The following is a 14407-nucleotide window of genomic DNA, read 5'->3' as shown; positions in this document are numbered from 1 at the left end:
TTCGACCCGCGTCGGCGCGGCCGCAGTGCTCGTCATACTGACAGGCAAACGAATATACACACGACGCACGAGAACCACGCCGTCCGACGGAGCGACCGGCGGATCGCTCGTGAGTCGGTCTTGTGCGAGTCCGTCCACTAGTATCAGTACTCCAGTTCGTCGCTGTACCGATCCAGCGCCACCACGGCGAGGCCGCCGGCGACGGCCGGCACGCCCACCGTCGCCACGGACTCGGGGGAGATCGTCCCGACGTGTCGGGCGACCTCCCGGGCGGGGAGCCTGAGCGCGCCGAGCATCAAGCTGACGAGGAAGGCGAACGTCGCCTCCCGGTAGCGCCGCAGGGCGGCTCGGACGGCGTAGGCGACCGACAACAGCCCGACGAGCGCCCCCGAGCCGAACGCGACGAGCGGGACGAGGGCATCGACCAGCGGCCCGAGATCGCCCGCCAGGGCGGCACCGACACCCTCGGCAGTCCGCCGCGGAATCCCGCTTGCGTACTCGTATTGGCCCATCAAGAGCAACAGGAACGCACCCGAGATCCCGGGGAGTATCATCGCCGAGATGGCGATCGCCCCGGCGACGAACAACACCGGCAGCGTCGTCGGCCGCGCGCCGGCGAGAGCGGGGTCGGTGACGAGAAAGGCGAGCGAGAACCCGACGACGGCGACGATCACCCGGAGGCCGGTGTCGACGTCGACGTGGCGATACAGCACCGCCGCCGAGGCGCCGATGAGCCCGAAAAAGAACGCGTACGTCGGGGCCGGAAACTGCGTGACCGCAGTGTGCATCCCGGTGGCCACGGTCGCGGCGGCCGACAGCACGCCCAGCCCGAGCACGAACAGGAAGGGAACGTCCGCCTGCCGGAGTTCGGCGGCGAGGGCCGCACGTCCCGCTCCCGTGTGGATCGCCCCGAGGTGTCGAACCGCCCGCGGATCGAGCGCGGTCAGCGCCGCGATCAGCCGCTCGTAGATCCCGACGACGACTGCGATCGTTCCGCCGGAGACCCCCGGGACGGTGTCGGCTGCCCCCATGCAGGCGCCCTTCAGGTAGATCGAAACCCAGGCACGGAGCCCGCCCGACCGGCTCATCCGGCGGCCGCAACCCGGCTTTCGGGGGCGGTGCCGTCGTCGCCGCCGGAACCGGTCGTGTCGCCGTCGGCTGTCTCGCTTCCCGTCGTGTCGCCGCCGGCCGATCCGTCGGTGCCGCCGACGACACCCGGCCCGAGCTGTGGGACCTCGAGCTCAACCGTGACTGGCGACTCGTCCGCGCCGACGACCTGGCCCTCGGTCACGTCGGCTTGGCCGAACGCACCGGCTTCGGGCGCGACGAACTGATAACTGCTGTTCGCGCGCACGCTCACGTTCGTGTGGCCCGCCTCGGGACCGTACTCGTCGTAGCCGGTCGTCGAGTAGGGCAGCGTCATCTCGAAGTTCCCCTCGTCGTCCGTGTCGGCGTATTGGGTGTAGGTGAACGTCTCGTTGGTCGCGCTCATCTCCATCTCGACGCTCGCGCGGACCTCGGTGTTCTCGGGGCCGCTCCCTTCGACCGTCGCGCCGTCGACGCGCTCGAAGGTCTTCACCCACGATTCGTTGTCGCCGATCGTCTGGCCGGGAACGAGCCGGTCGAACGGCGACTGGGTGGTCGGCCCGCCGGCGTGAACCAGCCGGAAGTGTTCGAGCGCCTCGGTCCGCTCGGCCTGCTGGCCCAGGACACCGCCGTGGACGACGGTCGGGTCGCTCTCTGCCGCTTCGCGGGCGGCCTCGACGCTGTCGTGTTGGGTGAACAGGTCGTCGAGCCCGGCCGCCCCTTCCGGGAGAGTCGCAACGCCGTCGGCTGCCGAGTACTGTCCGAAGTTGACCGTCACGGGACCGGCTTCCTGTGCGCTCCCGTGGTGTTGGTACAGCCGGACGCGCATGCTCTCGTAGCCGCGTTGGGTGTGTGCGCCGTAGAGCCGTTGGCCCTGCTCGTTGACTACCTGGATGCCGACGTCGCCGCTCGTCACGTTGTGTCTGGACTCGAAGGCCGTCGGGGCGTTGTACTTCTGCGTGCCGGCGTAGCCGAGTGGGTAATCCACCATCACGTACTGGACGCCCTCGCCGTCGGGTTGGTCCTCGTCGAGGATCTCGAGGGCCTCCGTCTCCTCGTCGGCGAGCAGGAAGTCGGCCGACTCGGTGGCGCGTTGCTGGAAGGGGTTCGCGACCGGGACCCGCTCGCCGCGCGTCGTTATGTAGTGGCCGTAGTCCCACCACGCGAGCACGCCGTAGTCGCCGTCGCCGTACTCGAAGTCCTCTTGATTCTCGTACGTGCCGTAGTACTCGAGGCTCGGCTCGTCCCCCGAGCCGTAGGCCCCGACTTCGGGGGTCTCCTCGGAGAGCCAATCGAGGCTTTCGCCCCACTGTTGCATCTCGCCGGGCTGGGCGGCCCCGTCGGCCGTCGAGAGCGTCGCCCCCGTCGCGACGAGGGGGCCGGTGATGACGGCGAGGATCGCGATCACGATGAGGATCTGGTAGGGTTTGACCTTCGCAATGTCTGTCCGGACGTCCCGGAGGTCGACGAACTGGTAGATCCAGCCGACGACGTAGGCGTTTGCGGCGGCGACCGCGACCACGAAGTGGATCTCGAAGCGGTTCTGTGTCAGGGTGAACAGGAGCATGAGCGCCCCGTAGACCGCGATCAGCAGGTAGTCCGCCCGGGGCCGCGTCCGCGAGACGACCCGATACACGACGAGCAACACGCCCAGAACCGCCGTATAAAATCCGAGGCCGTAGTTCCGATAAAAGAGCCCGAGCGGATCCCTCGGAGCCTGCGCTTCGCCGATGGTCGCGACCGTGTCGGTCGTTCCGAGCCCGGCGACGCGCTCGAGTTGCGAGAGGAAGAAGCCGAGCGTGTCGGGCGAGACAACGGCGAGGACGCCGGCCCCGACGAGACCGGCACCGGCGACGCCGAACGGGTACGCCGCTCGGGGCAGCTCCTGTCGCTCCCACAGTCGGGCCACCCCGGCCATGAACGCCGTCCCCGCGGCGACGGCCGTCGCGAGCAAGGGGTGTGCGATCGAGTAATCGGTCGGCTGGAGCCCGGTTGTCTGCAGGAAGGGGACGATCAGGACCGCCGCCGTCACCATCGCGACGACCGTGGGGATGGCGATGTGGTCCGGGCTGTGTCCCCGGAGGAACTCGAGCGAGAGGGCAAAAAAGAGGAAAATCCCGAACAGCCCGAACAGGAAGATCGCTGGCGGCCAGTTGAGCACGGCCAACGTGAGCACGACGCCGAGAGCGAGCCCCCACGCGACCGGCCGACGGAGTAGCTCGAACTCACGCGTCCGGACGAACTCGTAGATCGGGGCCTCGCGTTGGGCGACGGCGAGGAGCTTCATGCCGACCGCGAGGACGACGAGCGAGAAGAACACCTCGGCGATCTGGTGGTCGAACGACCCCGCGACGCTCCGCGTGAGGAACGACCCCGGCGTCAACGCGAGGACGACCACGGCGACGATACCGCCGAAGCGACCGCCGAGTCGCGTGCCCACGTAGTACATCGGAATCGCACACAGCGTCGCGATCACCGGCGCGGCGAACAGCGTGACCGTGACGACCGTCTCCTGGGACGGCGACCCGAGTCCGACGACGAGCGCAGCCGTCGCCACCGCCTGATCGAAAATCGTTCCGAACTGCCCGGCCCGTCTCCCGGCGTCGAACCCGGTCCAGGGGTCGAACGGCATTGTGTACGGGTAGTGCTCGAGCACGTAGTTCACGGACCGGTAGTGGTAGTACCCGTCGTTGCCGGTGTAGAGCGGTTCGCCACTCGGGCCGATGTGGTTCGTGTAGTTGCGTACCCGAACCCACAGCATAAACGCCATGAGGGCCACGAGAACGGGGATGTGATACAGACGATAGACGGAATCGATCTGCGACTCGTACTCCGCGAGTCGCTCTTCGAGCGCTTCGAACCGCTGACTCATTGCCCGAACACACTGTCAAAACCCGCATAAGCCTTTTCCATTGGGTCTCGGACGGGGCCGAACCCGGCGGGCGTCGATCCACCGGTCCACATCCCGGGCGTCCCGCTACCACTGTGGTGGCTCGAGCCCAGCCGCCGCCAGAAGCTCCTTCCATCGCCCCTGGACGGTCAGCCGCGAGACGCCGACGGCGTCCGCGACCGCCGCCTGAGAGCGCCCCTCGCCGGCGACGAGCGCGCCGGCGTAGAGACTGGCCGCCACCGTCGCCCGCTTCGAGCGATCCGGCCCCGGCACCGTCGAGAGAAACAGGTCCGTCGCCCGCGATTTCGCCTCGCCGCTCAGCCCGAGGCGTTCGGCGGCGTCGTCGATGTCGGCCAGCCACCGCTCGTTCTCGACGTGGTCGCGCGCGCGGTACATACTCGCAACCAGGGGCGTCGCGATATATAAATACCCCCGCCGAACGGGGGTGCGTTCGAGCCCTCGTTCGCCGGGTACGTCGTTGCCGGTCGGCGCGGCCGGACGGAACACGGACGCGGCCGGCGACCCAACCGGCGCTCGTCGACAAACCAGTCCCGGCCGACAAAAACCGGGCGCGTGGGGAGGATGGGGGGAAAATCCGATCTGATCGGAGTGCGCCCATCGGACGGCACAGCGTCGACACGTATAGATCCGCGTCAGACGGGTGTGTGGCTCCGGATCCGACTTCGGGGCGTATCGCTTCGATAACACGTTCGGTCCCGAACTGCTCGACAGCGCTCGCGTTTTTCGCCCGAGCCGCGATTAGTAACTATTAATAGTTTCGCGTTCGTATCCGTTGAATCGATTCTGCCTCGGGAAAGAATCTTATAATACGCCCGTACAAGACATACTGTGTCCGTTTTAGACCGGGAGAGGGTCGGGAACCGGTTTGGGTCCGGCATCGGCGAGGCGACCGGTGCGATAGGAGATTCGATTACGGTGTTGCCGTTGGTCGTCGCGCTCGGCCTCCTGACGCCGGCGTCACTCCCACACGTCTTGGCCGGGTTCGCCGTCTTTCAGGCCGTCTGGGGGATGGCCTACGGCGTCCCGCTCTCGGTCGAGCCGATGAAGGCCCTCGCCGGTCTCGCCGTCGCGGGATCGATCTCCCACGGCGAACTCGTGGCGGCTGGGCTCCTCGCCGGGGTGCTGTTGCTCGTTGCCGGCTGGCGGGGGTGGCTGTCGGCGATCAGCCACCTCGTCGGCGAACCGGTGGTTCGGGGCGTGCAGTTCGCCGTCGCCTGCCTGCTCGTCGTCGCGGCCCTCGATCCCGTCGCCACGTCCCCCACGGTGGCCGCTGGGGGGGCCGTCCTCGCGCTCGCCGTCGCCGCCGTCTCCCGGCGGGCCGTCGCGCTCGTGGTCCTCGCCGCCGGCGGGCTCTGGGCCGTCGGCTCGGTCGGCGTGCCGGCACCGACGCTCCCCGAAGTCGCCGTCTTCCCGGCCGGCGGGCCGACGGTGTCGGCCGGCGCGGCCGAGGGCGTTCTCGCACAACTCGCGATGACGGTCGGCAACGCCGCCATCGCCACGTCGTTGCTCCTCTCGGATCTCTACGACGCCGACGTCTCGCCGGACCGACTCGCCGAAAGCATGGGCGTTATGAACCTCGTTGCGGTGCCACTCGGGGCGCTCCCGATGTGTCACGGTTCGGGCGGCCTCGCCGGGAAACACGCCTTCGGCGCGCGGACGGGGACGGCGAACCTCCTCGCCGGGGGCTTTTATTTCGCCCTCGCGCTCGTCGCCGGCCTGCTCGTCGCCTTTCCGATGGCGCTTTTGGGCGTGCTGTTGGTGGTCGTCGCTGCCTCGCTGGCGAGGGTGGCGCTGGGATCGACGGACCGGCCGCTGTTCGTCATCGCGGTCGGCGCGCTGGCAGTGCTCACGAACGTCGGCGTCGCGTTCGTCGCCGGGATCGCCTGGTGGCAACTCGAACAGCGGGGATCGCAGTGGACCTGAGGGAGAGGCTTTTGTCCGAGCGACGACTCGGAGGAACTATGCCATGGGCCGACCTGTTCGAGCGGGCCGAGGCGTACGAGGTCGAGACCGACGCGATAGGGGCGGCCCTCCGGGGGCGTCGCGAGCGTGAGTGAGCGCCACGCACCCGACCCGACCCGCGTTGTCGCCGACGCAGACGTACTCGCGGCCGACCTCCTCGTCGGCGGCGCGGCCAGGGACACGATGGACGTGCTCAGATCGCACTCTTGGCTCGAGTTGGTCGCGACCGAGCCGCTGCTTGAGGCGACGCGGGGCGTCGTCGAGTCACTCGCCGACCGGGCGCTGGCCGACGAGTGGCGCGCGGCGGTCGACGACCTCGCCGTCGTCGTCGAACAGCCCCCCGACGACCGGCCGGTGCTCGCGGCCGCCTATCGCGGGAACGCCTCCCAGATCGTCACGTTCGACGAGCGCCTCCGGAGCGCCGAGGCCGGCGCCACGCTGCGCGACCACTTCGAGGTCAGCGTCCGATCGCCCGAGGCGTTTCTCGCGGTCGTCGACCCGGCGGCGCTGTACGAACTCGCTTTCGAGGGATCGTATCCGGGGCCGGACCGGGAGCCACGCTGACGCGGGGGCGATTGTCGACCGCCGGCGGGATTTGTGGGGCTATCGCTCGGCGAACCACTCGGCGAACTTCCCGAGCGCCCGCCCGCGGTGTGAGACGGCGTTCTTTTTTTCGGAACCCATTTCGGCGAACGTCGTTCCGTCGTGTTCGAAGATCGGGTCGTAACCGAACCCACCGTCACCGCGGGGTTCGACGATCCGCCCCGGGACCGCTCCGGCGAAGAGTTTCACCGGTAGGCCGGAGCCGACGACGGTGTCGTCCGTCGCCGCCGTCGCCCGGTCGTCGGCGTCGAGGTCCCGACCCCGGCGGTCCTCGACGTCGACCGGTTCGGGGGAGGCCTCGAAGGGCTCGCCGTCGCAGTAGGCGATCACACACCGGAACTTCGCCCGCCGCGCGTTCTCCCGTCGGGCGAGTCGGCCGACGCGCTCGATGCCGAGTGTGTTCTCGACGTACGCCGAATAGGGGCCGGGAAAGCCATCGAATCCCTCGAGGTACAGCCCCGCGTCGTCGACGATCACCGGTCCGTCGACGTGTTCGTATGCTTCGCGCGCCCCTTGGGCGGCGACCGCCTCCAAGGAGTCGGCCTGGATCTCCGTGTAGTCGTACTCGAAAGCGGCGACCTCGTCGCCGAGGTACGCCTCTGCCTCCCGGACTTTCCCCTCGTTCGTCGTCACGTATCTGAGCATACTGCCGCTTCGTGACGGTCGAAAAAAGCACCACCGGTACGGAACGGGGGTTTGGAATATAAAACGGTCGCGAACCGACCCTCGGAGTCCGACGCCGCCCGTCAGTTCCCGACGTCCATCGCGCGCTCGACGACGTCCTCGCTGTAGAGTTCGGCGAGCCCCTCGTGTTGGTCGGGGCGGTTCTCGTAGACGTCCTGGAACAGCGTGATCGGGGTCTGAAGCGCCTGGTAGGTGGCCTCGTCCCACATCCGATCGCTGCTGATATCGACCTGCACGCCGTCGATTTCGACGGTCGCGGCCTGGGTCATCGCGATCGCGCCCTTGCCGGCCTCCTTGGCGGCCTCGAACTCCTCCATGGAGTCGACGATGTCGTCCATGCTCGGAACGTAATCGAGGAGGTCGAGCAACTCCTGCGTGAGTTCGTCCTCGTCGAGTTCGAGGTCGTCGGTGCCGACCGAGAGGACGTAGCCGCCGTCGGTCTCCTCGAGGGAGACGCGGTCTCCGTCATACACTTCGACGCCGTCGACGCTTTCGAGTTCGACCTCGCGGCCGTCGGCGTCGAGAAGCCAGTAGCCCTCCGCGGGCGGGAGCGCGGACTTGTTGGCCTCGACGACCTGCCCGGGGGTGAGCGACCAGATGCCGAGCATTCCCTTGGCCTGGTTGTCGGTCATGCGCTCTCGGTAGCCCTCGACGTCGCGGATGTCGTCGTAGGGACCGTCGACGGAAATGAGCCCCGCGGCGCTCGCCGCACGGGAGGTGTTGTGACGGAGTTCGGGCCACGCCGGCAGCGCGCCCGTCGGCGTGATGGCGCGGGCGTCCTTCGTGTAGTCGACCTCGCCGATCACGAGCATGAACAGGCGCTCGAGGTTGTTCGTCGGCTTGCCCATCTCGTCGCGGAGCTTCTCCATACCGAGTTCGGACTGGCCGCTCTCGATGATGACGGACATCTTGATCGAGCCCTCATCGAAGCCGTACTCGTTCTCGATGATCGTCAGGAACTCGTCGGCTTTTTTCCAGTCGTCGATGTCGCCGACCTCGGGGACGACGAACCCGTCGATGTGCTCGATGGCTCCGTTCTCGGGGTCTGCGATCTCGAGCATGCGTTGGAAGCCCTGATACCGCGTCGAGGGGCTATCGCGGTGCCAGACGACGCGCGGGTGGATCTCGCCGGGGTAGTCGGCGCCGTGTTCGGAGACGACGTCGATGATGTTCTGTGCGCCCTCGTCGCGCATGTTCGGCGCGGTGGCGTCCTCGTTGTCCGGCACCCAGACGTCGGGTGCCTCCATCCCGCTGAGGCCCGCGGCACCTTCCAGCATCTTCGCCGAGTCGTCCTCGCCTTCGACCGCCGTCGGGGTGGTAAAGAAGGTCCGGACGAACGTCCGCTCGTGGGTTCGCTTGTCGAGTTCCGTCATATCGGTCGGTTGGAGTGACACGAGGGGGCGTATTAAACCTGGCCGAATCGTTTCGCGAGTCGCCACGCTATGGATCGATTCGGGCGCTCGAAAAAAGGGTCCACAGCGACCCACACCGTGCGTCTCGCCGGGTCGCGGGGGTGCGCTCCCGTCCCCTGAAAGCTGCGCCCACTCCCTCCCGTTGCGTCCCAAAGCGGCGGTGTCTCCTCAGTCGTCGTCGCCGGAGGTCACCGGGTCGCTCTCCTCCTCGGTGAAGCCCGCGGACTGTTCCATCCGGGCCTTCGCCTCGGGGTCGAACTGCGCTTCGATGTCCTGGAAGCGCGAGACGAACGAGAGCTCGTGGTGACTCTCGGTCTCGTGGCCGAGATAGCGGTCCTCGAGGTCCCACTGGGCCGCCTCGTCGTTCTCCGAGATGTTCTTCATGTCCTCGTAGACCGCGTGTGCGCCGGAGTGCAGCGCGTACAGCGTGATGAAGATGTACTGGTAGCCGAGGTCACCGAGTTCCTGGAACGTGAGCGGGTCCGTCTCCTCGGACCACGCGAAAGAGCTCGAGTAATTAAACGCGAGATCCAGGTCGGGGTGGGTCTCGTGGATCGTCTCGGCGTAATTGACGGCGTCCTCGCGCGAGGGGTCCGGCATCTCGGGCCAGACCAGGTCGACGCCGGCGTCGGCGTAGATGCGGCCGCGCTCGAGGTGTTCCTCCCAGTCGCCGTTGGCGGAGCCGTAGGCGTCCGTCCGGGCGATGATGACGGTGTCTTCGGACTGTTTGGCGTCGACAGCCGCCGAGAAGCGTGCCTCGGCCTCGTCGCGCGGGACGATCTGCTTGCCGGCGATGTGCCCGCAACGTTTCGGGGTCGTCTGGTCCTCGATGTGGACGGCGGCGACGCCGGCCTTCTCGTACTCGCGGACGGCACGGCGAACGTTGTGGACGCCGCCGTAGCCGGTGTCGCAGTCGGCGACGACCGGCAGGTTCGTCGCTTCGACGATGCGCTTTGCGTTCTCGACCATTTCGGTCATCGTGACCATCTCGAGGTCCGGGAAGCCGAACTGGCCCAGAACCGTCGAGTAGCCGGACATGTACGCGGCGTCGAGACCGGCCATCTCGGCCAGCCGGGCGTCGAGAGCGTGATACAGGCCGGGCGCGAACGTGAAGTCCTGCTCGTCGAACTTCTCGCGGAGTTCGCGGGCGGCGGGATTGTCAACGTCTCGTGTGATCGACTCGGTGTTTTGAACTCGGCTCGCGACCTCGTCCGTTCCGTCGTTGTCGTGTGCCATGGTATATCGTGTTCCTATGAGCGCGAGTCACCGGAGGCCGGCGCCGGCGCTTCGATCGTGCTGCCGCGCCGTGGCTCGGTTTCTCGTTCGCTCATCGTGTGCATCTGATCGGAGCAGCGACGGGTACAAAACTGTTATGAATTATAATGTTAATATTGAGTAAACTGTTTGTATTATTAAAAGAATATAATGGATTGTTATTGTCTAACGCGGTCAGCAGATCATACATAACCTGACAGGTCGAGGCCGAATCCCGGGGGGCGCCGCGCCGAACGCGGCCTCGCGCCGGGCGTCGATACCTTGCGCCTCACTCGCCCCAAAGGGCGTTTCGGTCGTTCCGAAGCCCGCCTCAGTTGTCCCGAAGGGCGTCCTCGCGTTCGGTCGCTTCCAGGGTTTCCGCTCCGACGTCGGTGGCGACGACGGCGGGTTTGTACGCCCCGCCGTCGAAAAGGTCGTGTTCGCCGACGCTCGATTCGACGAACCGGCTGAACGCCCGCCGTTCGGGCGGAAGCTCGCCGTAAACGATCTCCTCTTCGACCAGATCGTACACCGGGATCCGCGGGGTCAACAGCGTGTTTTCGCCGACGACGCTGCCTTCGCCGACGACGAACCCGCTCGTGACGCGACAGCCGGCCCCGAGGGAGACGTCGTCCTCGACGACCACGGGCGCGGCCTCGACGGGTTCGAGGACGCCGCCGATCAGCGTGTTCGCACCCAGTTTGACGTTGTCACCGATCTGGGCCGCCGAGCCGACGGTGTCACAGGAGTCGACCAACGTGCCGTCGCCGACGTACGCGCCGATGTTGACGAAGGCGGGGCTCATCAAAATCGCGTCGCCACCGACGTAGGCCCCGCGGCGGACGACGGTGCCGTCCGGCGTGTTCCGGGTACCGCGCCCCGGGAGGTCGCCGGTCCCCCTGAGCGGGAGGACGTCGTGGTAGTCGACGCCGCCGTGCGTGTGCGTCTCGATTTCCCGAAGCCCGAAGTTGAGCAGGATGCCCTGTTTGACCCAGCTGTTGGCGGCCCACCCGCCGTCCTCGCGCTCGGCGGCGCGGATCTCGCCAGCCTCGAGGGCGGTCAGAAACTCGTCGAGGAGGGCGCGCTCGTCGGCCCCGACCGCCTCGGCGGCCAGCCCCTCCTCGTAGCGCCGCTGTAAGTCCTCGATGTCCTCGCGGAGTACACTCATCGTCAAAACCGACGGAAACGACGAACTTGGCTCTGTTGGAATCTGTCCCGCTTGCGCCTACCCCTCGGTCTCGGCACACTGGATTTGCTCTCGAACCCGAAACGGAACCGGAATCGGAGCCGGAATCGGAGTCGCGCGTCCGGTTCGCCCGGCGTCAGGCGTCCGGGTCGGATCCGACGTCCGCGGTCCCCTCGTCGTCGACCCGCTCGCGTGCGCGGTCGAGCGCCTCGTAGTAGGTCGCGGCGTCTGCCTCGTGGACGAACTGCGCCAACTCCTCGTGGCCGAGATCCCGGGCCGCAAAGCCCGCTCCCATGTGGTTGAGCTCGTGGTCGATGAGGTCGGCCTCGAGGACGTCCCGGAGCTGTTCGACGACAGCGTCGGTGACTGGAACGCGGCTCATCCGATGTACCTCAGGTCTTCCTCACTCGGTGTCGTACCCTGTTCCATCTGTCGGATACGTTTGATTACCGCCTCCATCTCCTCGGCGCGCTCGGAGAGGGTGTCGTAGCCGACCTCGAACGGCACCGCGGCCTCGAGTGTCTCCAGGACGACTCGGGCGCTCTTGGGGTCGACGAGGTAGCCGCTCGTCTCGCCCATCAGGCAGGCAGCCTCGAAGCCACGCCGCTCGCCCAGCCCGAGCAGGAGTCCGGAGACGCCGACGATGCCGCCTGCGGGTTCGTTCTCGCGGAACTCGACGCCGAAGGTCTCGAGCGATTCGATCTCCTCGTCGGCGGTCGCCGCGCCGACGACGGCCGGTTCATCGACCAGCTCGCCGGTCGGGATCCCCCCGAGGGCATACACCTGTGCGACGTCGAACGAGGCCGCCACGTCGAGGATCGTCTCCGTGAGGCGGTAGTGCCCCGGCCCGTCGCCGGCCTGGTGATCGCCGGTCAACACGAGCAGATCGCGTTCGGCGTCGCGGATCGCGTACATCTCCGCGGAGGCCAACTGGGTCCGACCCTCCTCGACGGTGACCTGCGGCGGGAAATGCTCGGAGTGGATCCGACGCACCAACTCGGCGTCGAACTCCTCGAGGAGGTGTTCGGCGGCCAGCTTCCCGACGTGGCCGACGCCGGGCAGCCCCTCGATCAGTACGGGATCGTCGAGATCGGGTGTCGAGAGCCGATCGATGTCGAACTCGTCCATGCGAACCACTGGGCGGCCACCGACATAAGAGCACGGCGATCCGTGGCGGGTCGTCCGTCCGCTGTCAGTCACGCCGTCGCGCGCGCCGGCGGTACTCGCCGTAGGGATCCGCGGGGTCGAACGGTGCCGGCGCGCTGTTTTCGGCCGGGGAACCGCACTCGGGACAGCGCCCAGAGAGCGTGTACACCGGCCGGTCGTGCTCGCGCTCCCACGCCGAGCAAACGCGGATGTCGGATTTGGCCATCTGCCTACTCCTCGTCGGTTCGACGCTCGCGGTGGAACTCGGCCGACCCGCCGGTCGCCTCGATGGTCTCGCTGGCGCGTCCGGCACTGGCTTCTAGTTCGTCCTCGGCGGTCTTGTAGTTGGGCGCCTGTACGCGGATCCGGTACTCCGGCGAGCCGACGTAGGTCACGTCGAGGTCGATCTCCTCGGGGATCTCGCCGTTGCCCTCGGCGGCCGACAGCGCCCCGCGGATATCCTCGACGCCCTCGCCTCCCGGCGCCTCCAAATCGACGTAGCCGGTGACAGTGACGTACGGGACCGAGACGTTCTCGCGGGCCGTCTCGACGATCGCATCGACTTCTTCGTCGCCGAGGTCCGTCCCCGAGATCGCTTCGGGACCGTGGATAGCTGCCTGCTCGAAGCCGGCATAGAGGGATCCGTGTTCGTCGATGAGTTCGTTGGCGACCCGGCGGAAGTCGTCGTCCTCGATCCCCTCGCCGAAGGCGATCTCCATCCACTTGTCGGCCTTCTGGTCGTTCTTCCACTCCTGGATCTTGTCGGAGCGCTGGTGATCGTTGACGTCCTTGATCGAGAGATCGACCTGTTGGGCGCTCTCGTCGACGTCGAGCACCTTGCAGACGACCATCTGGTCGGTGTTGACGTGATCGCGGACGTTCTTGATCCACCCGGAAGCGACCTCGCTGACGTGGACCAGCCCGCGTTTGTTCTCGTACTCCTCTAGATCCACGAAGACGCCGAAATCCTCGATCTCGTCGACGCGTCCGACGACGAGTTCACCGGGGGTGGGCCAGCCGCTGTATTTCATACCCGAAGGTATCCGTCTGACGAGAATAAAACCACCGTTGTCGCCCGCCGGCCGATATCTATCGCGCTTCGACGGTCTCGACGACCTCGGTGTGGAGGTCGGCCTCGCCGCCGGTCGGCGTCGCAAGCGTCGATCCACAGACCGCACAGTCGACCGCGTTCGCTGCCTTGCTGAACACGACCTGTTCGTTCTCGCAGTCGTCACAGCGGACGCGAATGAACGTTCCCGGCATCGTTACTCCTGGAAGATGAGCCGACCGGCACGCCATCCCTCTCTGAGGTGGGCCTTGCCGCACTCGCCGCAGCGATACTTCAGGTCGGTCTTCTTCGTCGGCTTGTCGCCACCCGGCACCTTCGAGAACCGGCCGGCGTTCCCGATCACCGCCTTCCCGCGGCGGGTTCGGCGGGCGTCCCACTTCGTCCCGGAGGAACGGCCCGTCCGGACCTTCTCGACCTCGTGTTCGTGGTGTGTGTGGCAGTGCGGGCAGTACGTGTTGAACCGGCGTGGCATCTCCATAAGTACCGACTGGTAGTGGACGGTGGGTTAAAACGGGTTTGGTTTTTATTTCCCCGATCCGGAACCCCCCGTCCGGCCGGCGCCGCAGCACCCGGATCCCACGGTTCGAAGCGCTTAAATCGGGTTCGGACGAACCACACGCATGAAAAAACTCATCGTACGCGGCGACCCGGGCATCCGAAAGGGTGCCGTCATCGAGCTTGACGGCGAGGAGTTCGTCTGTTTCGGGATTTCGAGACAGGGCGAGTGGCACGGCCCCGAAGAGGTGCAACTGTGGTGTACGATCGGCACCGCCGACGAACGCGAAGACTTCGAGCGGCGGAACTTCGTCCCGATGCGGCTCGACACCGAAGCGGTCGACGCCGAGTCGATCACCGTCGTCCGGGCGAGCGGCGATCCGGCGGCCGCCTGAACTGGGGGCCGATCCCCCGGCTCGCGCGCTATTGTGATTCAGCGGTCGAATCCCGACGTTCAGGCCGGGCGTGACTCGCGTACGCCCCGTGGCACAGACCACCGGAGATGGCCGGTCTGGAACGCCACCAGTTATAGTAACCATCGGAAGTGATTACACATCGATCGCACTGCTGTCGTGCGATCGAGTGTGCAGTGTCTTCCG

16 protein-coding genes are annotated in these 14407 nt (G+C 67.1%); 3 read left to right on the top strand and 13 right to left on the bottom strand.

What is annotated here, in order from left to right; genetic code table 11:
• Window positions 1-143: 143 nt before the first annotated feature.
• From NMLP_RS06515 to NMLP_RS06505, 3 genes are all read right to left on the bottom strand, one after another.
• Window positions 144-1088 carry a DUF368 domain-containing protein gene (locus tag NMLP_RS06515; RefSeq protein ID WP_015409331.1) on the bottom strand — a complete coding sequence of 315 codons (945 nt, stop codon included), beginning with the start codon at window positions 1086-1088 and terminating at the stop codon, window positions 144-146.
• A complete protein-coding gene (locus tag NMLP_RS06510; RefSeq protein ID WP_015409330.1) occupies window positions 1085-3958 on the bottom strand; it encodes an oligosaccharyl transferase, archaeosortase A system-associated in 2874 nt (957 codons plus the stop codon). The genes NMLP_RS06515 and NMLP_RS06510 overlap by 4 nt, the downstream gene beginning before the upstream one ends.
• Before the next feature lie 105 nt (window positions 3959-4063).
• Complete coding sequence (locus tag NMLP_RS06505) at window positions 4064-4372, bottom strand: transcription initiation factor IIB family protein (RefSeq protein WP_015409329.1); 309 nt, start codon at window positions 4370-4372, stop codon at window positions 4064-4066.
• Window positions 4373-4825: 453 nt separating this feature from the next.
• Between NMLP_RS06505 and NMLP_RS06500 the strand changes: the two genes are divergently transcribed.
• Both NMLP_RS06500 and NMLP_RS06495 read left to right on the top strand, forming a co-directional pair.
• Window positions 4826-5920 (top strand): putative sulfate/molybdate transporter, encoded by a 1095-nt coding sequence (locus tag NMLP_RS06500; protein ID WP_015409328.1) that lies wholly within the window; start codon window positions 4826-4828, stop codon window positions 5918-5920.
• Window positions 5921-6046: 126 nt separating this feature from the next.
• Complete coding sequence (locus tag NMLP_RS06495) at window positions 6047-6523, top strand: PIN domain-containing protein (protein ID WP_015409326.1); 477 nt, start codon at window positions 6047-6049, stop codon at window positions 6521-6523.
• Window positions 6524-6562: 39 nt separating this feature from the next.
• On the opposite strand, the gene NMLP_RS06490 is transcribed toward NMLP_RS06495, so the two are convergent.
• From NMLP_RS06490 to NMLP_RS06445, 10 genes are all read right to left on the bottom strand, one after another.
• Window positions 6563-7207, bottom strand: a complete 645-nt coding sequence (locus NMLP_RS06490) for a non-canonical purine NTP pyrophosphatase (protein ID WP_015409325.1) — start codon at window positions 7205-7207, stop codon at window positions 6563-6565.
• 101 nt (window positions 7208-7308) lie between these two features.
• Window positions 7309-8619, bottom strand: coding sequence for a malate synthase AceB (gene aceB / locus NMLP_RS06485; protein ID WP_015409324.1), 1311 nt, complete (start codon window positions 8617-8619; stop codon window positions 7309-7311).
• Window positions 8620-8826: 207 nt separating this feature from the next.
• Window positions 8827-9894 (bottom strand): isocitrate lyase, encoded by a 1068-nt coding sequence (gene aceA, locus NMLP_RS06480; RefSeq protein ID WP_015409323.1) that lies wholly within the window; start codon window positions 9892-9894, stop codon window positions 8827-8829.
• A gap of 349 nt (window positions 9895-10243) precedes the next feature.
• The gene (locus tag NMLP_RS06475; protein ID WP_015409322.1) at window positions 10244-11080 is read right to left on the bottom strand and encodes a 2,3,4,5-tetrahydropyridine-2,6-dicarboxylate N-succinyltransferase; all 837 of its coding nucleotides are present in this window, start codon (window positions 11078-11080) and stop codon (window positions 10244-10246) included.
• A gap of 154 nt (window positions 11081-11234) precedes the next feature.
• Window positions 11235-11480 carry a hypothetical protein gene (locus NMLP_RS06470; RefSeq protein ID WP_015409321.1) on the bottom strand — a complete coding sequence of 82 codons (246 nt, stop codon included), beginning with the start codon at window positions 11478-11480 and terminating at the stop codon, window positions 11235-11237.
• Entirely contained in the window at window positions 11477-12226 is a 750-nt protein-coding gene (locus NMLP_RS06465; protein WP_015409320.1) for a proteasome assembly chaperone family protein, read from the bottom strand. The genes NMLP_RS06470 and NMLP_RS06465 overlap by 4 nt, the downstream gene beginning before the upstream one ends.
• A 64-nt stretch (window positions 12227-12290) precedes the next feature.
• Window positions 12291-12470, bottom strand: coding sequence for an RNA-protein complex protein Nop10 (locus NMLP_RS06460; protein WP_015409319.1), 180 nt, complete (start codon window positions 12468-12470; stop codon window positions 12291-12293).
• A gap of 4 nt (window positions 12471-12474) precedes the next feature.
• The gene (locus tag NMLP_RS06455; protein WP_015409318.1) at window positions 12475-13275 is read right to left on the bottom strand and encodes a translation initiation factor IF-2 subunit alpha; all 801 of its coding nucleotides are present in this window, start codon (window positions 13273-13275) and stop codon (window positions 12475-12477) included.
• A gap of 58 nt (window positions 13276-13333) precedes the next feature.
• Entirely contained in the window at window positions 13334-13507 is a 174-nt protein-coding gene (locus NMLP_RS06450) for a 30S ribosomal protein S27e (RefSeq protein ID WP_015409317.1), read from the bottom strand.
• Between the two features lie 2 nt (window positions 13508-13509).
• Window positions 13510-13791: a 50S ribosomal protein L44e gene (locus NMLP_RS06445; RefSeq protein WP_015409316.1), complete on the bottom strand. Its 282-nt coding sequence runs from the start codon at window positions 13789-13791 to the stop codon at window positions 13510-13512.
• Window positions 13792-13933: 142 nt separating this feature from the next.
• On the opposite strand from NMLP_RS06445, the gene NMLP_RS06440 reads away from it, so the two are divergent.
• Entirely contained in the window at window positions 13934-14203 is a 270-nt protein-coding gene (locus tag NMLP_RS06440; RefSeq protein ID WP_015409315.1) for an HAH_0734 family protein, read from the top strand.
• The last annotated feature ends 204 nt before the right edge of the window (window positions 14204-14407 follow it).

Origin of the sequence: Natronomonas moolapensis 8.8.11 (assembly GCF_000591055.1) — an archaeon.
Lineage (GTDB): Archaea > Halobacteriota > Halobacteria > Halobacteriales > Haloarculaceae > Natronomonas > Natronomonas moolapensis.
This window is presented reverse-complemented; position numbering and strand designations above follow the sequence as displayed.